Origin of the sequence: Bradyrhizobium macuxiense, from assembly GCF_001542415.1 — a bacterium.
Lineage (GTDB): Bacteria > Pseudomonadota > Alphaproteobacteria > Rhizobiales > Xanthobacteraceae > Bradyrhizobium > Bradyrhizobium macuxiense.
In genome coordinates this window covers 13,249-37,731 of sequence record NZ_LNCU01000099.1, presented here as the reverse complement: position 1 = coordinate 37,731, position 24,483 = coordinate 13,249, and the positions used below count along the sequence as shown (strand labels likewise).

General features: G+C 64.9%; 24 protein-coding genes and 1 pseudogene. 18 read left to right on the top strand and 7 right to left on the bottom strand.

Annotated features, from left to right (window positions below):
- The 4 genes from AS156_RS30155 to AS156_RS30145 form a co-directional block, all read right to left on the bottom strand.
- Window positions 1-798, bottom strand: a 798-nt coding sequence (locus tag AS156_RS30155) for a transposase (RefSeq protein ID WP_201456125.1), incomplete at its 3' end; no start/stop codon positions are given.
- Between the two features lie 173 nt (window positions 799-971).
- Window positions 972-1,139 carry a hypothetical protein gene (locus tag AS156_RS43550; protein ID WP_201456124.1) on the bottom strand — a complete coding sequence of 56 codons (168 nt, stop codon included), beginning with the start codon at window positions 1,137-1,139 and terminating at the stop codon, window positions 972-974.
- A 79-nt stretch (window positions 1,140-1,218) separates the two neighbouring features.
- On the bottom strand, window positions 1,219-1,833 hold the full coding sequence (locus AS156_RS30150; RefSeq protein ID WP_066512468.1) for a glutathione binding-like protein: 615 nt from the start codon (window positions 1,831-1,833) through the stop codon (window positions 1,219-1,221).
- Window positions 1,834-1,896: 63 nt separating this feature from the next.
- Window positions 1,897-2,307, bottom strand: coding sequence for a tautomerase family protein (locus AS156_RS30145; RefSeq protein WP_066512466.1), 411 nt, complete (start codon window positions 2,305-2,307; stop codon window positions 1,897-1,899).
- A 131-nt stretch (window positions 2,308-2,438) separates the two neighbouring features.
- Between AS156_RS30145 and AS156_RS30140 the strand changes: the two genes are divergently transcribed.
- Window positions 2,439-3,059 carry a TetR/AcrR family transcriptional regulator gene (locus tag AS156_RS30140; protein WP_066512464.1) on the top strand — a complete coding sequence of 207 codons (621 nt, stop codon included), beginning with the start codon at window positions 2,439-2,441 and terminating at the stop codon, window positions 3,057-3,059.
- Between the two features lie 239 nt (window positions 3,060-3,298).
- On the opposite strand, the gene AS156_RS30135 is transcribed toward AS156_RS30140, so the two are convergent.
- On the bottom strand, window positions 3,299-5,053 hold the full coding sequence (locus AS156_RS30135; RefSeq protein WP_066512463.1) for a PQQ-dependent sugar dehydrogenase: 1,755 nt from the start codon (window positions 5,051-5,053) through the stop codon (window positions 3,299-3,301).
- Between the two features lie 425 nt (window positions 5,054-5,478).
- Between AS156_RS30135 and AS156_RS30130 the strand changes: the two genes are divergently transcribed.
- From AS156_RS30130 to AS156_RS30105, 6 genes are all read left to right on the top strand, one after another.
- The gene (locus AS156_RS30130) at window positions 5,479-6,861 is read left to right on the top strand and encodes an FAD-binding oxidoreductase (protein WP_066512461.1); all 1,383 of its coding nucleotides are present in this window, start codon (window positions 5,479-5,481) and stop codon (window positions 6,859-6,861) included.
- Window positions 6,862-6,875: 14 nt separating this feature from the next.
- Entirely contained in the window at window positions 6,876-7,283 is a 408-nt protein-coding gene (locus AS156_RS30125) for a DUF4383 domain-containing protein (protein ID WP_066512459.1), read from the top strand.
- On the top strand, window positions 7,280-8,377 hold the full coding sequence (locus AS156_RS30120) for a hypothetical protein (protein ID WP_066512456.1): 1,098 nt from the start codon (window positions 7,280-7,282) through the stop codon (window positions 8,375-8,377). Before AS156_RS30125 ends, AS156_RS30120 begins: the two co-directional genes overlap by 4 nt.
- On the top strand, window positions 8,361-8,654 hold the full coding sequence (locus tag AS156_RS30115) for a hypothetical protein (RefSeq protein ID WP_066512454.1): 294 nt from the start codon (window positions 8,361-8,363) through the stop codon (window positions 8,652-8,654). Before AS156_RS30120 ends, AS156_RS30115 begins: the two co-directional genes overlap by 17 nt.
- Window positions 8,651-9,655: an alpha/beta fold hydrolase gene (locus tag AS156_RS30110; protein ID WP_136626504.1), complete on the top strand. Its 1,005-nt coding sequence runs from the start codon at window positions 8,651-8,653 to the stop codon at window positions 9,653-9,655. Before AS156_RS30115 ends, AS156_RS30110 begins: the two co-directional genes overlap by 4 nt.
- 172 nt (window positions 9,656-9,827) lie before the next feature.
- Complete coding sequence (locus AS156_RS30105; protein ID WP_066512448.1) at window positions 9,828-11,090, top strand: MFS transporter; 1,263 nt, start codon at window positions 9,828-9,830, stop codon at window positions 11,088-11,090.
- Window positions 11,091-11,111: 21 nt separating this feature from the next.
- Here the strand turns inward: AS156_RS30105 and AS156_RS30100 are convergent, their stop codons facing one another.
- Window positions 11,112-11,882: an enoyl-CoA hydratase gene (locus tag AS156_RS30100; RefSeq protein WP_066512446.1), complete on the bottom strand. Its 771-nt coding sequence runs from the start codon at window positions 11,880-11,882 to the stop codon at window positions 11,112-11,114.
- A gap of 135 nt (window positions 11,883-12,017) precedes the next feature.
- Between AS156_RS30100 and AS156_RS30095 the strand changes: the two are divergent.
- Both AS156_RS30095 and AS156_RS30090 read left to right on the top strand, forming a co-directional pair.
- A pseudogene (locus tag AS156_RS30095) lies at window positions 12,018-12,552 on the top strand (PaaI family thioesterase).
- Window positions 12,553-12,612: 60 nt separating this feature from the next.
- Window positions 12,613-13,227 (top strand): TetR/AcrR family transcriptional regulator, encoded by a 615-nt coding sequence (locus AS156_RS30090; RefSeq protein WP_066512445.1) that lies wholly within the window; start codon window positions 12,613-12,615, stop codon window positions 13,225-13,227.
- 144 nt (window positions 13,228-13,371) lie between these two features.
- On the opposite strand, the gene AS156_RS30085 is transcribed toward AS156_RS30090, so the two are convergent.
- Complete coding sequence (locus tag AS156_RS30085; protein WP_066512443.1) at window positions 13,372-14,286, bottom strand: LysR family transcriptional regulator; 915 nt, start codon at window positions 14,284-14,286, stop codon at window positions 13,372-13,374.
- 120 nt (window positions 14,287-14,406) lie between these two features.
- Here AS156_RS30085 and AS156_RS30080 point away from each other — a divergent pair, with 120 nt between their 5' ends.
- The 9 genes from AS156_RS30080 to AS156_RS30045 all read left to right on the top strand — a co-directional run bounded on the left by AS156_RS30080 (window position 14,407) and on the right by AS156_RS30045 (window position 24,450).
- Window positions 14,407-15,903: a CoA-acylating methylmalonate-semialdehyde dehydrogenase gene (locus AS156_RS30080; protein WP_066512439.1), complete on the top strand. Its 1,497-nt coding sequence runs from the start codon at window positions 14,407-14,409 to the stop codon at window positions 15,901-15,903.
- A gap of 184 nt (window positions 15,904-16,087) precedes the next feature.
- Window positions 16,088-17,233, top strand: a complete 1,146-nt coding sequence (locus tag AS156_RS30075) for an isobutyryl-CoA dehydrogenase (RefSeq protein ID WP_066512476.1) — start codon at window positions 16,088-16,090, stop codon at window positions 17,231-17,233.
- Window positions 17,230-18,312, top strand: coding sequence for an enoyl-CoA hydratase/isomerase family protein (locus AS156_RS30070; protein WP_066512437.1), 1,083 nt, complete (start codon window positions 17,230-17,232; stop codon window positions 18,310-18,312). Before AS156_RS30075 ends, AS156_RS30070 begins: the two co-directional genes overlap by 4 nt.
- A 25-nt stretch (window positions 18,313-18,337) precedes the next feature.
- Complete coding sequence (gene mmsB / locus AS156_RS30065) at window positions 18,338-19,225, top strand: 3-hydroxyisobutyrate dehydrogenase (RefSeq protein WP_066512435.1); 888 nt, start codon at window positions 18,338-18,340, stop codon at window positions 19,223-19,225.
- Window positions 19,226-19,401: 176 nt separating this feature from the next.
- Entirely contained in the window at window positions 19,402-21,135 is a 1,734-nt protein-coding gene (locus AS156_RS30060) for an AMP-binding protein (protein WP_066512473.1), read from the top strand.
- 3 nt (window positions 21,136-21,138) lie between these two features.
- The gene (locus AS156_RS30055) at window positions 21,139-21,618 is read left to right on the top strand and encodes a MaoC family dehydratase (RefSeq protein ID WP_066512428.1); all 480 of its coding nucleotides are present in this window, start codon (window positions 21,139-21,141) and stop codon (window positions 21,616-21,618) included.
- Window positions 21,619-21,765: 147 nt separating this feature from the next.
- Window positions 21,766-21,912: a hypothetical protein gene (locus AS156_RS41335; protein WP_245313139.1), complete on the top strand. Its 147-nt coding sequence runs from the start codon at window positions 21,766-21,768 to the stop codon at window positions 21,910-21,912.
- A 250-nt stretch (window positions 21,913-22,162) separates the two neighbouring features.
- Entirely contained in the window at window positions 22,163-23,080 is a 918-nt protein-coding gene (locus AS156_RS30050; RefSeq protein ID WP_066512425.1) for an SDR family NAD(P)-dependent oxidoreductase, read from the top strand.
- Window positions 23,081-23,223: 143 nt separating this feature from the next.
- Window positions 23,224-24,450 (top strand): BaiN/RdsA family NAD(P)/FAD-dependent oxidoreductase, encoded by a 1,227-nt coding sequence (locus AS156_RS30045; protein WP_082747811.1) that lies wholly within the window; start codon window positions 23,224-23,226, stop codon window positions 24,448-24,450.
- The last annotated feature ends 33 nt before the right edge of the window (window positions 24,451-24,483 follow it).

The following is a 24,483-nucleotide window of genomic DNA, read 5'->3' as shown; positions in this document are numbered from 1 at the left end:
GGCCGCGATCGCGGCCTCAAGCCCCACCGCGCCATCGACGATGAGGAACTCGGGCCGCCGCAGATCACGACGGACGAGATCGTCGAGCACGGCCCGCCAGGCTGCGGTGCTCTCGCCGCCCATACTCTTGATCGACAGCAATATCTTCTGGCCATCCGCGCGAACCCCGATCACGACAAGCAGCGAGATCGCGGTCGCCTTGCGGTCGAGCCGAACCCGGACCACGGTGCCGTCGAGGATCAGCCGCACGATCGGCTCCTCAGCCAGCGAGCGGGCATTCCAGGCGTCCCAGTTGCTCTTCACCTTGCGCCAGACCCGGCTCACCGTGTCCTTGCCGACGCTGCCCGCGAACAGCACGCCCAGCGCCCGGCGGACACGGCGCGTGTTGGTGCCGGACAAGTAAACATTGGCGATTAATGCATCGGCCGCCAACGTACGCCGCTGGTAGGCCCGTAGCCGATGGCTCTTCCACTCCCTCGTCGTGCCATCGGGGCTATCCAGCCGGGCACGCGGTACCGCGATCTCGACGGGGCCGAAGCTGCCGGTCAGCGACCGCGTTCGGCTGCCGTGCCGGTGGCCTGTGACGGCGCCGGAGGCTTCCTCCTGGCCAGCCTTCTTGTGTTTGTAGTGCGCTCGCGCAAGCAGCGTGTCCAGTTCGTCCCGGATCAATTCCTCGATAAACTCTCGTATCCGTTCCCGTACCGCTCCCTCGATCGGATCAAACCAACCGTCGAAAAGCTGGGGAGCCGTCTCTCCGCTATCCTGCGGCACATCCGTCTTCGTGATATCGCTGATCATGGCGTGGTCTCCGATCCGGCGTTCCAGCGCCGGCTGATTCGAGGTTTGATCACCCCGGAGACTACGCCACCCTCAATTCCAACCAACTTCCGGACGGGACCTTGACCCGTCGGGCAACTCAATGATCGTGAATTTCACGAACTGCGCTCAGACTAGCTCAAAAATGAACTGGCTTAGTCCGTACGCCAGATTCCGAGCAGAAATCTTCGCTTCGGCGCAGGGCCGGCTTGCTTTTTGACATCGGGCAGATCGATGGCGTAGCGCTTCATGAGGAGCTTGATCGCCACCCCGATGATCACAAAGGGCGTCACGTAGATCGCAAAAACCTCGAAGGCGTTCATGACATTCCTCCGTGATTTCGAGACAGGCAGACTACCACATTTTGGCGAGACGGGGCCGTGTCTTCTCGCCATCCGGAGGTCAGGCCGGGACAGGCCCCTCGATCCGATGAACTTCCCGTACGGCGTCGCGAGCGGCGATCCGGGCATGATGCGCGACCAGGTTCGGGTAGGCGCTAGCATCAAAGCCGACACGAGGCGTCCAGCCTGTCATCGCATACAAGCCGATGTCGGCAATCGAGTAGTCCTCGCCCAACAGATACTGACGCGTCGACAAATGCTGGTCGACAAAGGCGAAGCGCGCCCGCAATCGTTCTCGGAAAACATCCTTCGCTCGCTCGTCCAGTGGCGTGTAAAAGAGCGGGCCAAGACCTTCCTTGTGCAGCTCGCTGGAGAGAAAGTTCAGCCAGGCCTGAAGTCGCGCCCGGGCGATGGTTCCGTTTGGTGGAGCAAGGCTTGCCGCCGGAGCGCGGTCCGCGATGTACTGGACGATCGCCGCGGCCTCGAGAAGCACGCAGTCGTCATCGAGCACCAAGGCAGGTATGTAGCCCAGTGGATTTATGGCGCGGTAGTCCTCACCATCCGCCATCGTCTTGCTGGCTTCATCGACCCTCACGGCGACAAAGGAAAGCCCGCTCTCGAGCAGGGCGACATGAGGCATCAGCGAGATCGTGCCGGGCGCGAAGTATAGCTTCATGGCGCGATTGTCCTGCTCCGCTCGGCTGACTGACGTTCATGCGACCAGCATGCTTCGCGGACGTTAAAGCGCTGACGTGGAGATGCCAACGTGTGGTGTGTTCGCGAATTGGACGCCGTGACCGACGGACCAGTTTTCCCTGGCGGCGTCGAGGACAACGATAAAGATGTCCTCCGGCCGGATGCCGGGGGTCTCGCCGAGCAACCCGGCAATCCGGCCGAACAGCGCCTTCTTCTGTTCCGCGGTGCGGGAGCTGAATACGGTGATCTGAATATAGACGGTATCGGCACTGCGCTCGACGCCATAGGCGTTTCCGTAGCGGAAGTTCGTTGCGTCATGCTCGCTGATCGTCATGAACTCGTCGCCTTCGGGAACGTCGAGCGTTTCGCGCATTGCACGGTAAAGGTTGTCGAGGATTGCCTCGCGATAGGTCGCAGGCTTTCCGGCGCGCAGCGAGACATGAACGAAGGGCATCGCGAGTCCTTTCGGCGCACTCAATTGACAACGCGCGTTTTTGACATCATGTCAAAAACATATTCTTGACAGTATGTCAAATAATATTTGCCGTCGTCCAACGCGCTTCAGAGGCTGGAGGGGAGAGAAGGTTGAGACCGCGCGAGTTTGACCACGACGATGTCCTGCGCATCGCGTTTGACCAATTCTGGCGCAAAGGTGTGCGTGGAACGTCGCTCTCGGATATCGCGCGCGATGCCGGCGTCCAGCGCGGCAGCCTCTACAACGCCTTCGGCAGCAAGGAGGCACTGTTTCTCTCCGCCTACGAGCGCTATGCGAGTGAATATCTCGCCGCGATCCAAAAAGCGCTGAGCGCTGGGAGTTTGCGGCAGCGCCTCGACGCGTTCTTCGATGTCACGATCGAGAACATGTGCGCCGGCTCGCCGCCGCGCGGATGTCCCACCACGCGGGGATTGATGGAGCTGGGGCCGGCCGAAGGCGAAGGGCTGGACGAGAACGCGCGGAAGGCCTTCGCGGATCTGATGACACGCATCACCGGCCTGCTTCAGGACGCTCTGTCCGAAGGCGCCGCGCGAGGCGAGTTCAACGGAGCGCCCGAAATCTCAGCCCTGCACATCGCCACCGTGACACGCGGGTTGGCCTTGATCGAACGCGCCTTCGGTGACGAGAGCAAGCTTCGCGTGATCGCAGCGCATACGGTCGATCTGATGCTTGGCGAGGTCGACGCCCAAAGCGCGATGAGATCAGGTTGAATCGTCATCGCGCTTTAGATTCTTGTTTGAGCATGATCTCCGCGCAAACGCGTTCCGCGTTTGTCGCGAGGGAAAACCGCTTCACACTTTGCGCTAACGCGGCCCTTCGGGTCCGGATCATGCTCTAGGATCGCCCCCGGTGCGGTAGACCCCCGGCTTGCTGCCGCTGCCGAGGATCAGCGAAGCATCGGGCGCTACGGTATTTGTTCTCCGGCTGTGACAGCGCGTCCTCGTCGCTCTCACTTGGCGTGGCTGATCGCCCAGACGTAAGCGGCCACCGCAGCCGTGTCGGAATCCGACAGTTCGGCGCCACCCTTGGGAGGCATTGCTCCGGTATAGTTACGCGGGCGGGGCACGCCTTCGGTCACGGTCTTGGTAATCGCTGCGAGGCTGCCGTCGCCGAAATTCCAAACGCCGGAAGCGAGATCGGGGCCGACCGGCGTCCCCTTGGCATCGGACCCGTGACATCCGGCGCAGGTGCCGTTGCTGGCCTCGCCGTGGAAGATGCGGTCGCCCAGCGCGACCTGATCCTTGGTCGCGCCCGGAGGCACTGGAAGATCGGGCGTGGTGCGACCCGCGTCGGCGTGGGTGCCTTCCGGTGGCACGGCCCCGCCGCCTGGACCCGATGCCGCGGCGGGCGCCGGCGCGGCAGCCACCTGCGCGGTCGCCGCATCGCCATGATACGTCACACGCCAGATCCGGCCGTGGACGTCATCACCGATGTAGAGTGCGCCGTCCGGACCCATGGCAAGGCCGCTCGGCCGAAAGGCGGCGCGGCCGGGATCCATGTGCGCACCGGCGAAGCCGTCCGCGAACACCACGTAATGGTTCGCGGCTTTGCCGTCGGACAACGGCTGGAACACCACGTTGTAACCGGCCTGGTCGCGCGGCGCGCGATTCCACGAGCCGTGAAAGGCGATGAAGGCGCCGTCGCGATACGGCCCGGGAAACTGGGTGCCGGTGTAGATCAGCAGATCGTTGGGAGCCAGATGGCCGGGGAAGGCGGCGACCGGCGCCTGCTTGCTCGCACAAGCTCCGACCGTCTTGCCGCCGTCACCGCCATACTCCGGCGCCAGCACCAGCTTATTCTGAACCTGGTCGTAGTAGCATTCCGGCCAGCCGTAATCGCCGCCTTGCTTCAGCTCAAGCAGCTCCTCGGCCGGCAGCTCTACGCCCTGATCGACCGTGTAGAGCTTGGGCCAGTTCTGCGACAGCTGATCGCGGCCGTGCTGGGTGACATAGAGCCGTCCGGCCTTGTCGATCCCGAAGCCTTCGCCATTGCGAATGCCCGTCGCGTAGCGCTCGGAGGCCGAGAAGGTCTGGCCGGTCTTGTTGGCATCGTAGCGCCAGGTACCACCGCGCGTCTCCAGCTCGGTGCAGGGTTTGTGACCGGGCGACAGCGGCATGCGGTTATTCGCCTGGCAGGCGTTGGTGGCGGATCCCAGGTCGACGAACAAATTGCCCTTGGCATCGATGATGAACGGGTGCATCGGGTGGTCGCCGGTCAGCGGCAGGCCCGACAACACCGTCCGCGCCTGGCCGGCCGGTGCGACATCGCCGGCTGCGCGCGCATAGCGGACGATCTTGTCGTTCAATTCGGCGTAGAGCCCGCCGTTGTAGAGCACGATGCCGGTGCCGCCGGCGGCGCCAGCGGCCTTGTCCGGGCCAAAGCGCTTGACGACGTCGGCCTTGCCGCTGCCCGTCGTGTCCTTCAGCGCAAGCAGGAAGCCGCCGGGCGGCGGGGTGTCGTTGTGATAGTAGCGGCCGCTCCAGGTGTTGGCATAGACGACGTTGTCGCTGCTGACTGCGAGGTGACGGACATGTCCGAGATTGTCGGCAAAGACCGTGGCACAGAAGCCGGGCGAAAGGGTGATGCCGGTGTCCTGGCTTTGGCATTCTGCGGCGGCGGCGACGCCGGGGGCGCCCATTGCGGCGATCGCCAGCACCAGGACAGCTGAAGGAAGATTTATCTTCACGCGCTCGTTTGACGGCATTTTGCCTCTCTTGTTTTTCTCGTGCGCGGTCGATCGGACCTGGACCACGGGCTCGGTTTACGCCGCTGTCTCTCGCTGCATATAACGCGAGTTCACGTTGTAACGCAGGCAATATGGATTTGTGCTGATGCCGCGGACTCAAACCTTTGTGATTGAATCCCGCCTCGCGCCGCGATCGGCATCTCACCTACAAGTGTGACAGAGCCGCTGAGCTGGCATTAACCGACGATCCAACCGGCCTTCAATTGAAGGTTGCAGGAGGGAGTTGACCGGACAGAATCCGGAGGAGGAACGGTATCGCGTGGCTCGTCGTGTCGGCGGTCTTTCTGATATATTTACCGCCCGACTCGTTTGAGGATTTTCATTTGACACTATCGCGACGATCCGTTCTCAAAGGGGGACTTGCTGCCGCGCTGGTGCCGGGGATGCCGGTCCATGCCGAGTTCTCTCCCAGGCCCATCATCAATGACGCGAGCCGGCTGAACCCGACAGCGGTGGCGCGGCACATCGCGTTGAAGGCGGCGCCGACCGACGACATCGCCGGCCGCATCAGACAGGAGATCGCCGCCGCCAAGTCGGAAGGGCGTCCCTTCGCGATCGGCGTGGCGCGCCATTCGATGGGCGGCCAGTCGATCCCGAAGGACGGCGTCGCGATCACGCTGACCGGCGGGCACATCGACACCGATCGCGCCAACATGACCTATCGGGTCGGGGCAGGGATGCGCTGGTTCGAGGTGATCCGCGCACTCGATGCCCAGGGCTTCTCGCCGGCGGTGATGCAATCGAACAGCGACTTCGGCGTCGGCTCGACGTTCTGCGTCAATTCGCACGGCTGGCCGACGCGCTTTGGTCCGTTCGGCTCGACTGTGCGATCGGTACAGATCGTGCTGGCCGACGGGCAACTGGTCGAATGCTCGCGCACCAGGGAGCCCGAGCTGTTCGCGTTGGCGATGGGCGGCTACGGCCTGATGGGCGCGATCGTCGATCTCGAGCTCGACATGGTGCCCAACGCGCTGATGGAGCCGACCTATGCCCGGACGAAGCCGTCGCAGTTCGCCGATGCCTTCCTGCACGCCGTCGAGAACGATCCGGCGGTGCACATGGCTTACGGCCGGCTGTCGGTGGCGCGCGAGAACCTGTTCGACGAGGCCCTGCTGATCACCTATCGGCAGGCCGCCACCCAGCCGTCGCCGCTTCCCGCCGTGGTTGATCACGGCGCACTGACCGGCTTCTCGCGCGATGTCTACCGGCTGCAAACCGGCCGCGAATGGGCCAAGGATTTTCGCTGGTTTATGGAGGCTTCCGTCGGTCCGTCGATCACCGGCGCTGCCACGCGCAACACGCTGATGGTCGAGCCGGTGGTCAATCTGGCGTCCGGCGATGCGACGCGGACCGATATTCTGCACGAATATTTCGTTCCGCCTGATAGCTTCACCGGGTTCGTCGATCTGTGCCGGGCCGTTATTCCGAAGGCGAAGGCCGAATTCCTCAATGTCACCTTGCGCTATGTCGATGCCGATCCCGTTGCGGTGCTGGCCTATGCGCCGCAAAAGCGGATCGCGGCGGTGATGTCGTTCTCGCAGGAGATCAGTCCCGAAGGCGAGGCCGACATGATGCGGATGACCGAGACGCTGATCGAGGGTGTGAAGGATCTGGGCGGCGCATTCTATCTGCCTTACCGCCTGCATGCGCGGCGCGACCATGTGCGCACGATCTATCCGCGCACGGAGGAATTCGTCGCCGCCAAGCGCCGGATCGACCCCTCGCTCGTGTTCCGCAACATGATGTGGGACAGCTATTTCGCTTAAGGGAGCGCAGAACAATGGATCGTTCTCGTCTGGCCGCCGCGCTGCTCGGAGCCGCGTTGCTGTTTGCGGCTGCGACCGACTACATCCCGGCATTCATCGACTCGGAGGGACGGGTGTTCGGCCTGTTCCATCTCGACATCTACAAGGATGCGCTGCATCTGGTCTCGGCGCTGTGGGCATTCTCGGCCGCGTTGATGTCGCGCTCGGCGTCGATTTTCTTCCTGCGGGTGTTCGGCGTGCTTTACTTCCTAGACGGTGTGATGGGCGTCTTCACCGGCTCCGGCTATCTCGACCTCAGCATCTTCATCGACGGCATCCGCTCGACCTCGACCTATGTGAAGGTTGCCTCGAGCGTGCCGCATCTTGCGCTCGGCGCCTTCGGGATCGTGACCGGATTTTCCGCGCAGAGGCGCTTTGCATGAAATGGCTCCGGCGGATCGCGGCCGTCATCGGCGCGGCCATTCTCGTGTTCGTCGCGTTCTGCGCTTCGCAGATCGGCTACATCCAGTTTGTCTGCACGCCCGAAAGCTCCGCATCGGTCGCAGCGGCCAGTTTCGGGATCGGCGACCCCAAATATGCGCGCGCGGAAGGCGACAGCTTCCTGACCTATCCGGAGTGGTACATCGTCTACGCCTATGCCGATCTCGCTGGCGTCACCCGCGCGTCCTCGGAATCATCGTTCGGCTACTACCGCAGCATCAGGGGATTCTGGTCCAGCCTGTGCGGCGCGCGGCGCTCCACGTCGGCTGATCGGCCCGCCTCCGAGGACCAGATGGTCACCGATTACATCATCGGGTCGAGCTTCACGGCGGAGATGGCTATCCAGGGGCTCTATGAGCGCACGATCGGCGCGCTCACCGTGGCCTGGCGCGGTCCCAAGCGCACCAAGGAGGACGAGTTCAACCAGACGCTGCTCGACGACTACGCGAAATTCCTGGAGCAGACGCCGTGGTACCGTTATCCGTTCGCCGACAAGCTGTCGGCGCTCTGGCACGACGTGGCGTTCGAGCTGTCGTTGCGCTCGGTCGAGCGGCGCTTCTCGCTGTCGCTGCAATACGGCATCAAGTCGCTCTACGCGAAAGCCATCGGGGCGCTCGCCGGCCTGTCGCCCGCCGATCTCGAGATCGGCAGCGTCGTGATGGTGCCGTCGCCCGAGGCGTTGCCGGTCGATAGTCGGATCCGCGTCGTGCGCGAGGTGCGCGCAAGCGACGGGCGGCAGGGCGTGCTGATGATCACGCCGCGCTACCGCGAGTTCACCAACATCGTCAGAAAGATCGGCGCCAGGGGGCTGTCGTTCGGCGAGATCGCCGGCAATACCAGGATCCTGACCACGCTGCTGGTTCCAGCGGGTGAATTGCCGCCCCCGAGCGGTGCAAAACCGATCTTCCAAACCGACGTGCAGTCGATGCCGGGATGGCGCAGAGTAGGGTACGATACCGAGGTCGCCGCGGTGGCCGCGCTCCCGGCCGCCGTCGAGGCGCACGGGGCCAGGTTCGAGCATGCCTACGATTACTGAGGTACGTCGCCGCGTTGTCCGCTTTGCCGGCGGTGCGGCCGTGGTCCTCGTCATCTGGTTCGTCGGGATGGCGGCGGCCGCGCTGGTCGTGACACCCACGGTGGTCGTTGCGTTCGGCGATCCCGGCCGGCTTGCCGGCGTCGACGGTGATCTGCTGGCATCCGGCCGCGGCTTCCTCGCGATGCGTACCGCCGACGACGACACCGTCAAATCGCTCTATCAACACGGCGCGTGGCTGGTCTGGCCGGTGCTGACCGCCGGGTGTGGCCGGCGATGACGCGGTGGATAGGACGGATCGCAGTCGGTGCCGCGGTTGTGGTCGCCTGTCTTGTCGGCGTTGTGGTCGTGGGCCTGGGCGCGCTGCGATTGGCGGCGGATTTGAGGGAAACTGAAAGCGCTGCCGCCGCAGCGCCCGCTGACGGCAAGTTCGTCGACAGCGGTCACGGCCGCATCTTCGTGATGGATCCGGGACCCTCCGACGGCACGCCGGTCGTTCTCTTTCACGGCACGGCGGCCTGGAGCAAGCTGTGGTGGCGGACGACGGCCGCGCTGAAGGCTGACGGCTACCGGCCGATCGCTCCCGACCTTCCGCCCTTCGGCTATTCCGAGCGGCGTGGTGGTTACACCCGCGCCGAGCAGGCGGCCCGCATCGATGGAGTGCTGCGAACGCTGGGCGCAGGGCGCGCCGTCATCGTCGGTCATTCCTTCGGCGCCGGCGCCGCGCTCGAATATGTGCTCCGGCATCCCGAGCTTACGATCGGGCTCGTTCTCGTCGATGCGGCGCTCGGCCTGACGCAACCACCGTCCGATCCGCCTGCGGTGCTCGACTATGGTCCGGTGCGCGAGCTGCTGGTCTCGGCGACCGCGACCAATCCGCTTGCGACGCGTTTCCTGCTGTCGCAGCTGATCTATCGCAAGCAGGCGGCGAGCGGCGAGACGCTCGAGATCCTGAAAGCGCCGATGCGCGTCGCCGGCACGGCATCCCACATCGCAGACTGGCTGCTGTACTTCACGGGCTCCGACCACGCAGCGTTGAGCTCGTCGCGAGCGGCGGTGTCGAAGATCAGGGTGCCGGTTGCGATGATCTGGGGCGACCGTGACGACGTCACACCGCTGGCCCAGGCGAACGATCTGCGGACGCTGATCCCATCGGCGTCACTGACGGTGATGAAGGATGTCGGGCATATTCCGCAGATCGAAGACCCCGACGGTTTCAACGCCGTCCTGATCGATGCGATCAGGCAGGTCGCCTCGGCCGATCCGGCCGGACGAAACTAGGCGCGATGCGGCATATCGTGGCTACACTCCGGCATGGATCGCATGCGGTGGATTCGATTGACTCGCACATCGCCAGCGTTACGCTGCCGAAACGGGAAGTTTTCCCAAAACAAACAAGAACGACAACGAACAAGAAAAGGGCAGGGCACGCCGTGACACGCGTCATCGCGTCTTGAGCAAGGGCACGCGGACATCCGCGCTCGCGCCATTCCGCATCCGCAGCTATCGCTTTCAATGGCCGTCCGACCTGCTCACCTCCTGGGCGTTCGAGGTCGAGACGCTGGTGCTCGGCTGGTACATCATGGTCGAGACTGGCTCGGTGCTGCTGCTGACCGTGCTCGCCTCGCTGCAATATGTCGGGACGCTGATCGCGCCTGTGGTCGGCATGGTCGGCGATCGCATGGGGCATCGCGATCTGCTTGCCGTGATGCGCTTCGCCTATACCGCGCTGTCCGGCACCATCATGACGCTGGCGCTGACCGGCCACCTGGCGCCGCTGAACGTCATGATCATCGTCGCGATCATGGGCCTGATCCGCCCGTCGGACCTCGGCGTGCGCGGCGCGCTGCTCGCCGACATCATGCCGCCGGAGCGACTGGTCGGCGCCATCAGCCTGGCGCGCACGACACAGGACAGCGCGCGCATTGCCGGCGCGTTGACGGGAGCCAGCCTGTTTGCTGCGCTCGGCATCGGCTTCGTCTATGTCGGGATCGCTTGCTTCTATTTTGTTGCCGCCATCCTGATGCTCTGCATGACGCGTCCGGTGATCGCACACGGCACCGTCGATCGTCCGGCGAAGGATCCTCCGGGGGCGGCGCTGCTGCGCGACCTGAAGGAGGGCATCGTCTATGCCTGGAGTGGTCCGGGCATGCGCGCCGCGCTCTGCGTCGCGTTCCTTGCCAATCTCACCGCGTTTCCGCTGACCAACGGATTGCTGCCCTACGTTGCGCGCGACATCTTCCACACCGATCAGACCGGCCTCGGCTATCTCTCGGCGAGCTTCGCGGTCGGCTCGCTGATCGGCTCGATCACGCTCAGCATGGCCGGCGGCGTGCGCATCGCTCGGCTTCTGATCGGTGCGACGCTCGCCTGGTACGCGATGCTGCTCGTGTTCGTGGAGCTCAGGACCATGCCGGTGGCGATGGCCTGCCTCGTGCTGGCCGGCATCGCGCAGAGCATGTCGATGATCTCGGCCGCGGTGATCCTGATGCGGAACGCCAGCGTCCATCTGCGCGGTCGTGTGATGGGCGTGCGCATGATGGTGATTTACGGCCTGCCGCTCGGCCTGTTGGCGGCAGGCAGCCTGATCGACCTGATCGGCTACACCGCGACCGGCACGCTGCTCGCCGCCGCCGGCTTCATCGCGATGCTGGCGATCGCGCTGCACTGGCGCGCCGACCTCTGGCCGGTGCATGCGCCGGCGAATGCAAGGTGAGGGCTACGACGCATCGGAAAACTACCGTTTGCGATCCAGAAATCCCTGCAGCAGCCGCTGCGGCTCGCCGGTGAGGAATGACTTCCCGAACATGCCGACGCTGAGGTTCACCGACTCCGTCAGCGGCAGCTCTTCCCATTGCCGCAACAGGTCCTTCTGGATGCGCAGCGCTTCGGGGCCGCATTCCAGCAGCGCCTTCACGGTGTGCTCTACGGCATCGTTGAGGCCGCCGGGTTTTGCGATCGTGTCGACGAGGCCCCAGGCGAGTGCGGTCGGAGCATCGATGTTCTCCGCGGTCATCATCAGCCAGCGTGCGCGGCCCCAGCCGATCAGGCGCGGCAGCAATGCGGCGTGGATCACCGAGGGGATGCCGACGCGCACCTCGGGCATGCCGAACATCGCGTCATGCGCCGCGACACGGACGTCGCACGCGGCCGCGACCTCGAGCCCGCCGCCGAGGCACCAGCCGGGCAGGCGGGCGATGACGGGCGCCGGAAACTTGCGCACGGCTTCGCAGAGATCGCGCAGCCGGCTGATGAACTGCTCGGCGCTCTTCTGATCGAGCTTCGCCATCTCCTTGATGTCGGCGCCGCCGATCATGCTCCGCTCGCTTTCGCCGGCGAGGATCACCGCGCGGATGCTGCGGTCGGCTGAGAGATGCTCGAAGCCTTCGCGCACACCATTGGTCACGGCCGAGCTCACGATGTTCAGCTTGCCGGCGTTGCAGATCGTCAGGCGGACGACGCCTCTGGAGTCGCGGTCGATACCGCAATGGGGATTGAGCATGTCCATGGTGATGGTCTCGCAACAGGAATTGATCGCGCCACTTCCCGGACAAAGCATGGTCCTGTCAAGGGACGCGGTGACGGGCTGCGCGGCGAGGGGCAGCGCTTATAGAGTTATATTCATAATATAATCGGAGCCGTCATGACGTCGGCCGATACGATCGACCTGTTTTCGTCCGATTTGATGCGTGTGCGCATCGTGGAATGGCAGGCGCCGGGGCCGGCTGCGAAGGCCGCGGTTGCGATGTCGGGCATGGAGGCCATGCTTGCGCTCCGCGACGGAAAGCTGCCACCGCCGCCGATGGCGAAGCGGTTTCCGCATGAGCGCGGTCGAACCGGGGCGGATCGTGATGGAACTCGACCCGCATGAAAGCCTGGAGAACACCATCGGCCTGATGCACGGCGCGACCGCGGCGGCGCTGCTCGATACCGCCATGGGCTGCGCGATCTCGACCATGCTGCCGGCGGGCCAGACGTCGGTGACATCAGACCTCAAGCTGACTTATCTGCGCCCGCTGTCGGTCCGCTCAGGAACCATTTCCGCCGAGGGCAAGGTCATCAAGCTCGGCCGGCAGACCAGCTACGCCGAAAGCTTCGTCCGCGACGGCAGGGGCAATCTCGCAGTGCACGCGACCGCGACCTTCTCGATGATCGGGGAGGCTGCAAAGACGAAATAACTACAGCTTTTCCGGCGCAAATCTGCTATTATATGATTGGAAACATTCCATGAGATCGGTATGCGCTATTCGAAGGAACACAAGCAGGAAACCCATGCGCGGATCGTGCGGAAGGCATCGGTCCGGCTGCGCGAGAAGGGTGCGCACGGGATCGGCGTCGCCGACCTGATGAAGGACGCCGGGCTGACCCATGGCGGCTTCTATGCGCATTTCGATTCGCGCGAGGCGCTGGTGATCGAGGCCTTCAACCATGCGATGGACCGTGGCACCGAACGCTGGCGCAAGATCGTCGCCGAGATGCCGCCCGAGAAGCGGCTTGCGACGATCGTCGATGGCTATCTGACGCAGGTCCATCGCGACGATCCCGGCCACGGCTGCGCCATCCCGGCGCTCGGCGCTGAAATTGCGCGCGAGAGCCCGAAGACCCGCAAGGCGTTCGCGCTCAAGCTCGAGCAGATGATCGACATGATTGCCGACCAGATCCCCGACGTGCCGCGCAAGACCGCGCGCAAGCAGGCGATGGCGACGCTGGCGACGATGATGGGCACCATCGTGATGTCGCGCGTCGCGGGCAATGGCGAGCTCTCCGACGAGGTCCTCGCCGCCGGCCGCGAGGCGGTGCTCGGCCGCGCCGCGGCGGCGAAAGGGCCGGCCAAGAAGGCAAAGGTGAATTAAGCTTCGAGCGGCGCGCTCGACTCTAAATCCGTCACCCTGGGGAGTGCGCATTGCGTGCGTCTCGAAGGGCGGCGGGCACCCGTGTATCCTTCGAGACGGCCGCGTTGCGGCCTTCTCAGGATGACGGATTGAGAGCAATCCGCATCACGGCCCGCTGAACAGCGCGCGCTCGGCCTCTACCGTCTCGTAGATGTAGTCGGCCACCGCGCGGATGCGGGCGAGGTCCTTGCTGTCGGCGTGCATCAGGAGCCAGAAGGTGCGGGATATCCGCACCTCGTCCGGCAGCACGGCCTGCAATTCCGGATGCGCTGATGCCATGAAGTGCGGCAGCACGGCGATGCCGAAGCCCGCGATCGTCGCGTTGAGCTGGGCGATCAGGTTGGCGCTGCGGAACTTGGCCGAGATCTTCGACGAGACCTGCGGCAGATAGTCCAGCTCCGGCGTAAACAGCAGCTCCTCGATGTAGCCGACGAAGCGGTGCTGCGGCAGATCGGCCCGTGCGGCGATCTTCGGCGCCTGCGCGAGATAGGCGGGTGCGGCATATAGCCCGAGCGTGTAGTCGAGCAGCTTGCGGCCGACGATCCGGCCTTCCTTGGGCATGGTCAGGCTGATCGCGATGTCGGCCTCGCGCTTGGAGAGCGAGAACAGGCGGGCCGTCGCGACGAGTTGCAAATCGAGATCGGGGTACCGCTCGGTGAACTTCACCAGCCGCGAAGCCAGGAAGTGGCTGCCGAACCCGTCGGGCGCGCCGATCCGCACCGTGCCGGTGAGGTGCGCGCGCGAGCCGCCGACCGCCTCCTGATTGGCGACAATGGTGGATTCCATCGCCTCCGCGCTGTCGGCGACGCGCTGGCCGGCCTCGGTGAGCAGGTAGCCGGTCTTGCGGCGATCAAACAGTTTTGCGGAGAGGTGACGTTCCAGCCGGTCGACACGGCGGATCACTGTGGCATGATCGACGCCGAGCTGCTTGGCGGCAGCCGAAACCGATCCGCCGCGCACGATGGCCAGCACGAAACGGAAGTCGTCCCAGTCGATCGTGGCGCCGCCTTGATCCAGCATTTCCGCACATCTATGGTGCAATTTATCGGACTTGAATCCTATAAAATGCAGGGTCAATAGGTTTTGTAAAGCGATCTCGCCGGCAGGCAGGCGATTCAGGTCCTCAGAGGGAGGTTATCCATGCGTTCAATCGGACATTTCATCGGTGGCAAGGAGGTCAAGGGCACGTCGGGCCGCACGGCTGACGTTTTCGAACCGATGACCGGCGAGGTCCAGGCCAAGGTGGCGCTGGCCTCCAAGGCCGAGGTTCGCGCAGCCGTCGAGAATGCCAAGGCCGCACAGCCGGCGTGGGCGGCGACCAATCCGCAGCGCCGCGGGCGCGTGATGATGAAATTCCTGGAACTGGTGCAGCGCGACTACGACAAGCTCGCTGAGCTTTTGGCGCGCGAGCACGGCAAGACCGTTCCCGACGCCAAGGGCGACATTCAGCGCGGCCTCGAAGTGGTCGAGTTCGCCTGCGGCATTCCGCATTTGATGAAGGGCGAATACACCGAAGGCGCCGGCCCCGGCATCGACATCTACTCGCTGCGTCAACCCCTCGGAGTGGTCGCCGGCATCACGCCGTTCAACTTCCCGGCCATGATCCCGATGTGGAAGTTCGCGCCGGCGATCGCCTGCGGCAACGCGTTCATCCTGAAGCCGTCCGAGCGCGATCCCGGCGTGCCGATGCACCTCGCCGAGCTGATGATCGAGGCGGGGCTGCCGGCCGGCATTCTCAACGTCGTCAACGGTGACAAGGAGGCGGTCGACGCCATCCTCGACGATCCTGATATCAAGGCGATCGGCTTCGTCGGTTCGACGGCCATCGCGGAATACATCTACACGCGCGCGGCGCAGACCGGTAAGCGCTGCCAGTGCTTCGGTGGCGCCAAGAACCACGCCATCGTGATGCCCGATGCCGACATGGACCAGACAGTCGACGCGCTGATCGGCGCCGGCTACGGCTCGGGCGGCGAGCGCTGCATGGCGGTCTCGGTTGCCGTCCCCGTCGGCAAGACCACCGCCGACCGTCTGATGGAAAAGCTGATCCCGCGCGTCGAGTCGCTCAAGATCGGCACCTCGGTCGATCCGTCGGCCGATTACGGCCCGCTGGTGACGCGCGAGGCGGTCGAGAAGGTCAAGAGCTACATCGACATCGGCGTCAAGGAAGGCGCGACGCTCGCGGTCGACGGCCGCGGCTTCAAGATGCAGGGCTACGAGAAGGGCTTCTATCTGGGCGGTTCGCTGTTCGACAACGTCACCAAGGACATGCGGATCTACAAGGAAGAGATTTTCGGCCCGGTGCTCTCGGTGGTGCGCGCCCACGACTACAACGAGGCGCTGGCGCTGCCGTCGGATCATGACTACGGCAACGGCGTCGCGATCTTCACCCGCGACGGCGACGCGGCGCGCGACTTCGCGGCCAAGGTGAATGTCGGCATGGTTGGCATCAACGTCCCGATCCCGGTGCCGATCGCTTATTACACCTTCGGCGGCTGGAAGAAGTCGGGCTTCGGCGATCTCAATCAGCACGGTCCGGACTCGATCCGCTTCTATACCAAGACCAAGACGGTAACCTCGCGTTGGCCGTCCGGCGTCAAGGAGGGTGCGGAGTTCTCGATCCCGACGATGAAGTAACGCGAGACTGCAGTGAACTTCAGCAGCATCGGGAAATCACCTCTCCCTTTGGGAGAGGTCGGCGCGAAGCGCCGGGTGAGGGGTCACGATCTCTCGTTGGAAGGGTACCCCCTCACCCGATTTGCTGCGCAAATCGACCTCTCCCCGGTGGGGAGAGGTGACCTCAGCCTGCGGGGGCAGTGAGATGCAGTTCGCTCTCAACGAGGACCAGATCGCGGTTCGCGACATGGCGCTGGCGTTTGCGGCGGAGAAGATCGCGCCGCACGCGCTCGAATGGGACGAGAAGAAGCATTTTCCTGTCGACGTGATGCGCGAGGCCGCAGGCCTCGGCATCGGCGGCATCTACATCAAGGATGACGTCGGCGGGTCCGCGATGACCCGCTTCGACGCGGCACTGATCTTCGAGGCGCTGGCGACCGGTTGCCCCACCACGTCGGCCTTCATCTCGATCCACAACATGGCGTCCTGGATGATCGATGCCTATGGCAACGACGCCCAGCGCCACAAATGGCTGCCGAAGCTCTGCACCATGGAGTATCTGGCGAGCTATTGCCTGACCGAGCCGGGCGCAGGTTCGGACGCCGCTGCACTGCGCACCCGCGCGGTGCGCGACGGCGATCATTACGTGCTCAACGGCCAGAAGCAGTTCATTTCCGGCGCCGGCGGCACCGACCTTTTGGTTGCGATGGTGCGCACCGGCGGCGATGGTCCCGGCGGCGTCTCGACGCTTGTCATCGACGGCAAGACGCCCGGCGTGTCGTTGGGTGCCAATGAGCGCAAGATGGGCTGGAATGCGCAGCCGACCCGCGCCGTCATGTTCGAGAATGCCCGGGTGCCGGTCGAGAACCGGCTCGGCGACGAGGGCATCGGCTTCAAGATCGCGATGGCCGGCCTCGACGGCGGCCGCCTCAACATCGCGGCGTGTTCGCTCGGCGGCGCGCAGGCGGCGCTCGACAAGGCGCTGGCCTACATGAAGGACCGCAAGGCGTTCGGTAAGCGCCTCGATGAATTCCAGGCGCTGCAATTCAGGATCGCCGACATGGCGACCGAGCTGGAAGCCGCACGCACCTTCCTGTGGCGCGCCGCGGCTGCGCTCGACCGCAAGGATCCCGACGCGTCCATGCTCTGCGCGATGGCCAAGCGCTTCGGCACCGATGTCGGCTTCGAGGTCGCCAACCAGGCGCTGCAACTGCACGGCGGTTACGGCTACCTCAGCGAATACGGCGTCGAGAAGATCGTGCGCGACCTGCGCGTGCACCAGATCCTCGAAGGCACCAATGAAATCATGCGGCTGATCGTGTCGCGCAAGTTGATCGAGGGCGCGCGATGAATGATGCGGCGGCTGCGGACGGCGATCTGATCGTCCGCCGGGAAGGGGCGCTGGGCGTGATCCGGCTCAACCGGCCCAAGGCGATCAATGCCCTGAGCCTGGAGATGTCTCAGGGCGTCGATGCGGCGCTGGATCGGTTCGAGAACGATCCCGATGTCGCTGTCGTGCTGCTGGAAGGTGCCGGCGAGCGCGGGCTGTGCGCCGGCGGTGATATCCGCGGGCTCTGGGAGAGCTCGAAGGTGAAGGGAGACCTCGGCAAGGTCTTCTGGCGCCAGGAATACATCATGAATGCGCGGATCGCGAAGTATCCGAAGCCCTATGTCGCCTTCATGGATGGCCTCGTGATGGGCGGCGGCGTCGGGCTCTCCGCGCACGGCCGCCATCGCGTGGTGACGGAGAAGACCAAGCTTGCGATGCCCGAGGTCGGCCTCGGCTTCTTCCCTGACGTCGGCGGCACCTATCTGCTGTCGCGCACCCCGGGCGAGCTCGGCACCTATTTTGGTCTCACCGGCACCACGATGAACGGTCCGGACGCAATCTATTCAAAATTTGCCGACGCGGTGGTGCCGAGCGCTAAGCTCCCGACGCTGCGCGAGGCGCTGACCAAGGTTGCGCCCGGTGCGAGCTCGGCCCAGATCGACCGGCTGATTGCAGGCTTCGCGACCGGCGAGAAGGCAGGCCCGGTGGCCGCGCTGCAGGCCAAGATCGACGGCTGGTTCGCACGCGGCCGGATGGAAGATATCGTTGCCGCGCTGCAGGCTGACGGGTCTGACCTTGCGCTGGGCACCTTGAAGACGCTTGGCGAGAAATCGCCCCGCGGCATGGTGGTGACACTGAAGCTGCTGCGGCTCGGGCGGGCGACGGCGACGCTGGAGGAGTGTCTGGTGCGCGAATATCGCGCCGCGCTTGAAGTGTTCGCCAGCGACGATTTCCGCGAGGGCGTGCGCGCCGCCGTGATCGACAAGGACCGCAATCCGAAATGGCAGCCCGCCCGGATCGAGGACGTGACGCCGGAGATGGTCGCGCGCTACTTCGTCGAGATAGGCGCCGACGAACTGACATTTCCTGACAGCAAATAGAAACGTCGCAAGCGGAGGAACTTCCATGGCAAACGTCGCATTCATTGGGCTCGGCAATATGGGCGGGCCGATGGCGGCCAATCTGGTCAAGGCCGGCCACAAGGTCACCGCGTTCGACCTTGTCGCAACGTCCCGCGAGCAGGCCAAGACGGATGGCGCCGCGATCGCCGACAGCGGAGCGGCGGCCGTGAAGGGCGCAGAGGTTGTCATCACCATGCTGCCGGCCGGTAAGCATGTGCTCGGCGTCTGGACCGACATTCTTCCCGTGATGGCCAAGGGCACGCTGATCATCGATTGCTCGACCATCGACGTCGAAAGCGCCAAGCAGGCCCATGCGCTGGCGGCCAAGCATGGCATGGCCTCGGTCGATGCGCCGGTCTCCGGCGGCACCGGCGGCGCCAAGGGCGCGACGCTGACCTTCATGTGCGGCGGCGCGGACAAGGCGTTCGCGGCGGCAAAGCCCGTGCTGGAAAACATGGGCAAGAAGATCGTGCATTGCGGCGCCGCCGGTGCGGGGCAGGCGGCCAAGATCTGCAACAACATGATCCTCGGGATCTCCATGATCGCGGTCGGCGAGGCCTTTGCGCTGGCCGAGAAGCTCGGCCTGTCGCACCAGGCGCTGTTCGACGTCGCCTCGACCTCGTCGGGGCAGTGCTGGTCGCTGACCACCTATTGCCCGGTTCCCGGCCCGGTGCCGACCTCGCCGGCGAACAACGACTACAAGCCGGGTTTCGCCACCAGTCTGATGCTGAAGGACCTGACCCTGGCACAGGACGCGGCGCGGTCCGCCGGCGCGGCGACGCCGCTCGGCCAGCATGCGCAGGAGATCTATAAGACCTTCGACGCAACCGGCCATGGCGGGGTCGACTTTTCCGGAATTATCCAGCACGTTCGGGACCTCGCTGGGAAGTAGCTGCGTTTGCAGCCCGGATGGAGCGAAGCGAAATCCGGGACAGCTTTATCAACTTGCGCAACCGGCCCCGGATTGCGCGGAGCCTGTCATCGGGCGCGCGTTCGCGCGACCCGTTGGCTCCATCCGGGCTACGCTTGACGGCGACGCTGGTTGCCAATCGACGGGCTCGGATGAAGATGACCACATTTCAGGACGCACGCGCCTTTCTGCTCAAGCACCGCGCCGACTACGACACCGCGGTCAAGGATTTCCGCTGGCCCGATCCGGTGCCGTTCAACTGGGCACTGGACTGGTTCGACGCCGAGCTGGCGACGAGTCCCGACAGCCGCGATCGCGCGGCACTGTGGATCGTCGATGCGGCAAGCGGCAACGAGACGAAACTGTCCTTCGCCGAGCTGTCGCGGCGCTCCAACCAGGTCGCGAACTTCCTGCGCGGGCAGGGCCTGAAGCGCGGCGACCATCTGCTGCTGCTGCTCGGCAATGTCGTGCCGCTTTGGGAGACCATGCTGGCGGCGATCAAGCTCGGCGTCGTCGTGATCCCCGCGACCACGCTGCTGACGGCGGATGAATTGCGCGACCGGCTCGACCGCGGCAAGGCGAAGGCGGTGGTGGCGGCGCAGGACCAGGTCGCGAAGTTCGCAGGCCTCGGCGGCGACAAGCTCGCGCGCATCGTGGTCGGCGCGACGCAGAAGCATGACGGCTGGCTCAGCTACGAGGACATCGCCAAGGCGCCCGACAACTTCACGCGCGACGGCCCGACCAAGGCCGACGATCCGATGCTGCTCTATTTCACCTCGGGCACCACGGCGAAGCCGAAGCTGGTGCGGCATAGCCAGCGCAGCTACCCGGTCGGCCATCTCTCGACGATGTACTGGATCGGCTTGCAGCCCGGTGACATCCACCTCAACATCTCGTCGCCCGGCTGGGCCAAGCATGCCTGGAGCTGCTTCTTCGCGCCGTGGAATGCCGGCGCAACGATCTTTATCGCCAACCAGCCGCGCTTCGAGGCGAAAGGACTGCTCTCGATCATCAGCCGCTGCGGCGTCACCACGCTGTGCGCGCCGCCGACGGTGTGGCGGATGTTCATCCAGGAGCAACTCGCGAACTTCAAGGTCTCGCTGCGCGAGGTCTGCGGCGCCGGCGAGCCGCTCAATCCTGAGATCATCGACCAGGTCAAATCGGCCTGGGGCCTCACCATCCGCGACGGCTATGGTCAGACCGAGACCACCGCGCTGGCCGGCAACTCGCCGGGCCAGAAGGTGAAGGTCGGCTCGATGGGCCGCCCGCTGCCGGGCTATCGCGTGCAGGTGTCAGACAATGACGGCCAACCGGCGAAGGAAGGCGAGGTGACGCTGCTGCTCGGGGCCGACAGGCCGGCCGGCCTGATGCAGGGCTATCAGGGCGACGACGGCAAGCTCATCGGGACCGACGGCGAGATCTATCGTAGCGGCGACGTCGTGTTCACCGATGACGAGGGCTATCTCACCTTCGTCGGCCGCACCGACGACGTGTTCAAATCCTCCGACTACCGCATCTCGCCGTTCGAGCTGGAGAGCGTGCTGCTCGAGCATGACGCGGTGGCTGAAGCCGCCGTGGTGCCGAGCCCGGATCCGATCCGGCTCGCGGTCCCCAAGGCCTATGTGTTGCTGGTTGCCGGTGTCGAGCGCACGCCGGAGACGGCGCTGTCGATCTTCAAACATTTGCACACGCGGCTCGCACCGTTTAAACGCATCCGCAAGATCGAGCTGGTCACCGAACTGCCCAAGACGATTTCTGGAAAAATTCGTCGCGTGCAGTTGCGGCGGCTCGAACATGACGATGTCAGAAGCGATGCGTTACGCGGAGCCGAGTTCCGCGAGGAAGAGTTCCCGGAGCTGCAGAAGGTGCGGGCGTCCGGTTCGGAGAATTAATCAATGAATGAAGTCTGGAAGAAGCCGCCGGTGTCCCTGCAAACCTATCAGGGCATGGTCGGCAAGGAGATCGGCGTGTCCTCATGGCACCTGCTCGATCAGGGCCGCATCGACACCTATGCCGACGTGATCGAGGATCATCAGTTCATTCATGTCGATCCGGAACGCGCCAGGAAGGAAACCGCCTTCGGTACCACGATCGCGCACGGCTTCCTCACGATGTCCCTGATGAGCATCATGTCCTACGAGGTGATGCCGGTCGTCGAAGGCACCGCGATGGGCGTCAATTACGGCTTCGACAAGCTGCGCTTCATCTCGCCGGTCAAGTCCGGCAAGCGCGTTCGCGGCCGTTTCGTGTTGGCGGAGGCCACGCTGCGCAAGCCGAAGGAATTGCTGTCGCGCACCAATGTCACGGTCGAGATCGAGGGCGAGGAGAAGCCCGCGCTGGTCGCCGACTGGCTCGGCCTGATCTACTTCAATTGATTCAGCCCGTCGTGGCCGGGTCGAGCCCGGCTTGACGAGTTTCCCAGCCGTGCGTTGCTCGCCTCGTCCCCTTGGCGCATTGACGGCCATGATATCTGGTGTCCATCATCCTCGCCTTAGGCCGTACGGTCCCGGGGAGTGGCAGCCATGGTGCAGAACATTGTCGCCGGACTTGTCGTCGTCGCCTTGATTGTGATTGGGGCGATCAGCTACGCCCAAGAGCATCACGAGTGCTGGAACGGGCACTGGGTCAAATCCCTAAAGCCCTGCGGATCGATGGCCCCTTCGGTATAGCGCCGCCCGGCCGTTATGGCCGGGCTTGACCCGGCCATCCATCGCTGCTCAAAACGTCGCTCGTCTTTTGACGCCGCGCGGGCGTGCACCCTCTCCCCAGGGGAGAGGGTGGCGCAATCGAGCGGAGCGAGATGAAGCCGGGTGAGGGGTCTCTCTCCGCGAGCTCATCTCGTGGAGACAACCCCTCATCCGGCGCGCTTGCGCGCGCCACCTTCTCCCACGAGGGGAGAAGGAACAGCAGGAATGCACTATGGCAATCAGGTTTGACGGACGCGTCGCTATCGTCACCGGCGCGGGCAATGGTCTTGGACGGGCGCATGCGCTGGGGCTCGCCAGCCGCGGCGCCAAGGTCGTGGTCAACGATTTCGGCGGGGCGCGCGACGGCACCGGCGGTTCGCTGTCGCCGGCCGAGACCGTGGTCGAGGAGATCCGCAAGGCCGGCGGCACCGCGATGGCCGACGGCGCCGACGTCTCGAACTTCGAGCAGGTCACCGCGATGGTCGAGCGCGCCACCAAGGAGTGGGGCAGCGTCGACCTCTTGTGCGCCAATGCCGGCATCCTGCGCGACAAGTCGTTCGCCAAGCTCGAGGTCGCCGACTGGGAAAAGGTGCTCGGTGTGCATCTCACCGGCACCTTCTACTGCTGCAAGGCGGTGTGGGCCGGCATGCGCGAGCGCAACTACGGCCGCATCGTGCTGACGACCTCGTCATCGGGCCTGTTCGGCAATTTCGGCCAGGCCAATTACGGTGCGGCGAAGGCCGGCATGGTCGGCCTGATGAACGTGCTCGCCGAGGAAGGCCGCAAGAACAACATCAAGGTCAACACGATCTCGCCGACGGCGGCGACCCGCATGACCGAGGAGCTGCTGCCGCCGCAGGCGCTTGCCCTGATGAAGCCGGAGGCGATCACGCCGGCGGTCGAGTTCCTGCTCAGCGAGGACGCGCCGACCCGCACCATCATGGGCGCCGGTGCCGGCTCGTTCGCCGTCATCAAGGTGCTGGAGACCGAAGGAGTCAACCTGCCGCAGTCCGACTGGACGCCCGACGCGGTCGCCGCGCACTTCAAGGACATCAGCGACATGTCGACCGCGAAGGCGCTGCAGGGCGCGTTCGAGCAGACGCAGAAATACGTCGCCCAAGCCGCCGCGCGGGCGGGGATCAAGCTGTAAGGGGTGACGCCCTCATGGTGAGGAGCGCGTCTTCGCGCGTCTCGAACCATGAGGCCCCGATGCGGCCCATCCTTCGAGACGGCCGCGTTGCGGCCTCCTCAGGATGAGTCTTTGCGCGGAGGGAATGCTCTTTGCCGGCCGCGGTGAGTTCGCCAAAGACTGCCGCCGTCATCGGAGCTGGCCCCGCCGGCCTGATGGCGGCGGAGGTGCTTGCGGCCGGTGGTGTGCAAGTCACCGTCCACGACGCGATGCCGTCGGCCGGCCGCAAATTCCTGATGGCGGGTCGCGGCGGACTCAATCTCACCCACTCTGAACTATTGCCGGATTTCCTCGCGCGCTATCGCGAGGCGATGCCGCATCTGCAGGCCGCGGTTGAGGCCTTTCCGCCTGAGGCGTTACGCGCATGGTCAGAGGCGCTGGGGCAGCCGACTTTCGTCGGCAGCAGCGGCCGCGTGTTCCCCGAGGCGTTCAAGGCGTCGCCGCTGTTGCGCGCCTGGCTGCGGCGGCTTGATGCCACGGGCGTGAAGTTCGCATTCCGGCATCGATGGGTCGGATGGGACGAGGGTGGCGGGCTGCTGTTCGAGACATCGGATGGTCAGCGGACCATCAATGCCGATGCCATCGTGCTCGCGCTTGGCGGCGCGAGCTGGCCGCGGCTCGGATCCGACGGCGCGTGGACGGAGATCCTCGCGACAAAGGGCGTTGCGGTGGCGCCGATGAGGCCGGCCAACTCCGGCTTCACGGTCGCCTGGTCCGATATTTTCCGCGACCGGTTTGAAGGCCAGCCGCTCAAGGGCGTCGCGTTGACGATCGGCGCGCACACGGTGCGCGGCGAGGCCACCATCACTCGTGGCGGCATCGAAGGCGGTGCGATCTACGCGCTGTCGGCCGAGTTGCGTGAGGCGGTGCTGGCCGATGGCGTGGCGACGCTTCGCGTCGCGCTGCGGCCTGATCTTTCAAGCGACGAATTGGCCGCGCGCCTGTCGGCGCCAAAGGGCAAGCAATCCCTTTCGAACTTCCTGCGCAAGGCCGCGCAGCTTTCACCCGTCGGCATCGGGCTGTTGCAGGAGGCCGCAGTCGCCTCCGCTAGATCGCTCGCATCACTGCCGCCGGCCGAGCTTGCCGCGATGATCAACGCCGTGCCGGTCCGGATCACCGGCGTGGCGCCGATCGCGCGGGCGATCTCGAGTGCGGGCGGGGTCAGGTTCGACGAGCTCGACGACCGTTTCATGCTGCGGCGGCTGCCCGGCGTTTTCGCCGCCGGGGAAATGCTCGACTGGGAAGCGCCGACCGGCGGCTATCTGTTGCAGGCGTCGTTCGCGACAGGTGTTGCCGCCGGCAAGGGTGCGCTGAGGTGGCTCGATCTGTAGGATGGGTAGAGCGAAGCGAAACCCATCATGCTT

What these genes read in the sequence shown, in the direction of transcription:
- AS156_RS30075 (WP_066512476.1), top strand. Translation starts at nt 16,088, where the DNA reads ATGCAGTTCGCTCTCAACGAGGACCAGATCGCGGTTCGCGACATGGCG.
- AS156_RS30150 (WP_066512468.1), bottom strand. Translation starts at nt 1,833, where the DNA reads ATGAAGCTATACTTCGCGCCCGGCACGATCTCGCTGATGCCTCATGTC.
- AS156_RS30115 (WP_066512454.1), top strand. Translation starts at nt 8,361, where the DNA reads ATGCCTACGATTACTGAGGTACGTCGCCGCGTTGTCCGCTTTGCCGGC.
- AS156_RS41335 (WP_245313139.1), top strand. Translation starts at nt 21,766, where the DNA reads ATGGTGCAGAACATTGTCGCCGGACTTGTCGTCGTCGCCTTGATTGTG.
- AS156_RS43550 (WP_201456124.1), bottom strand. Translation starts at nt 1,139, where the DNA reads ATGAACGCCTTCGAGGTTTTTGCGATCTACGTGACGCCCTTTGTGATC.
- AS156_RS30125 (WP_066512459.1), top strand. Translation starts at nt 6,876, where the DNA reads ATGGATCGTTCTCGTCTGGCCGCCGCGCTGCTCGGAGCCGCGTTGCTG.
- AS156_RS30130 (WP_066512461.1), top strand. Translation starts at nt 5,479, where the DNA reads ATGCCGGTCCATGCCGAGTTCTCTCCCAGGCCCATCATCAATGACGCG.
- AS156_RS30080 (WP_066512439.1), top strand. Translation starts at nt 14,407, where the DNA reads ATGCGTTCAATCGGACATTTCATCGGTGGCAAGGAGGTCAAGGGCACG.
- AS156_RS30090 (WP_066512445.1), top strand. Translation starts at nt 12,613, where the DNA reads ATGCGCTATTCGAAGGAACACAAGCAGGAAACCCATGCGCGGATCGTG.
- AS156_RS30135 (WP_066512463.1), bottom strand. Translation starts at nt 5,053, where the DNA reads ATGCCGTCAAACGAGCGCGTGAAGATAAATCTTCCTTCAGCTGTCCTG.
- AS156_RS30070 (WP_066512437.1), top strand. Translation starts at nt 17,230, where the DNA reads ATGAATGATGCGGCGGCTGCGGACGGCGATCTGATCGTCCGCCGGGAA.
- AS156_RS30100 (WP_066512446.1), bottom strand. Translation starts at nt 11,882, where the DNA reads ATGGACATGCTCAATCCCCATTGCGGTATCGACCGCGACTCCAGAGGC.
- AS156_RS30050 (WP_066512425.1), top strand. Translation starts at nt 22,163, where the DNA reads ATGGCAATCAGGTTTGACGGACGCGTCGCTATCGTCACCGGCGCGGGC.
- AS156_RS30055 (WP_066512428.1), top strand. Translation starts at nt 21,139, where the DNA reads ATGAATGAAGTCTGGAAGAAGCCGCCGGTGTCCCTGCAAACCTATCAG.
- AS156_RS30110 (WP_136626504.1), top strand. Translation starts at nt 8,651, where the DNA reads ATGACGCGGTGGATAGGACGGATCGCAGTCGGTGCCGCGGTTGTGGTC.
- AS156_RS30145 (WP_066512466.1), bottom strand. Translation starts at nt 2,307, where the DNA reads ATGCCCTTCGTTCATGTCTCGCTGCGCGCCGGAAAGCCTGCGACCTAT.
- AS156_RS30085 (WP_066512443.1), bottom strand. Translation starts at nt 14,286, where the DNA reads ATGCTGGATCAAGGCGGCGCCACGATCGACTGGGACGACTTCCGTTTC.
- mmsB (WP_066512435.1), top strand. Translation starts at nt 18,338, where the DNA reads ATGGCAAACGTCGCATTCATTGGGCTCGGCAATATGGGCGGGCCGATG.
- AS156_RS30120 (WP_066512456.1), top strand. Translation starts at nt 7,280, where the DNA reads ATGAAATGGCTCCGGCGGATCGCGGCCGTCATCGGCGCGGCCATTCTC.
- AS156_RS30060 (WP_066512473.1), top strand. Translation starts at nt 19,402, where the DNA reads ATGACCACATTTCAGGACGCACGCGCCTTTCTGCTCAAGCACCGCGCC.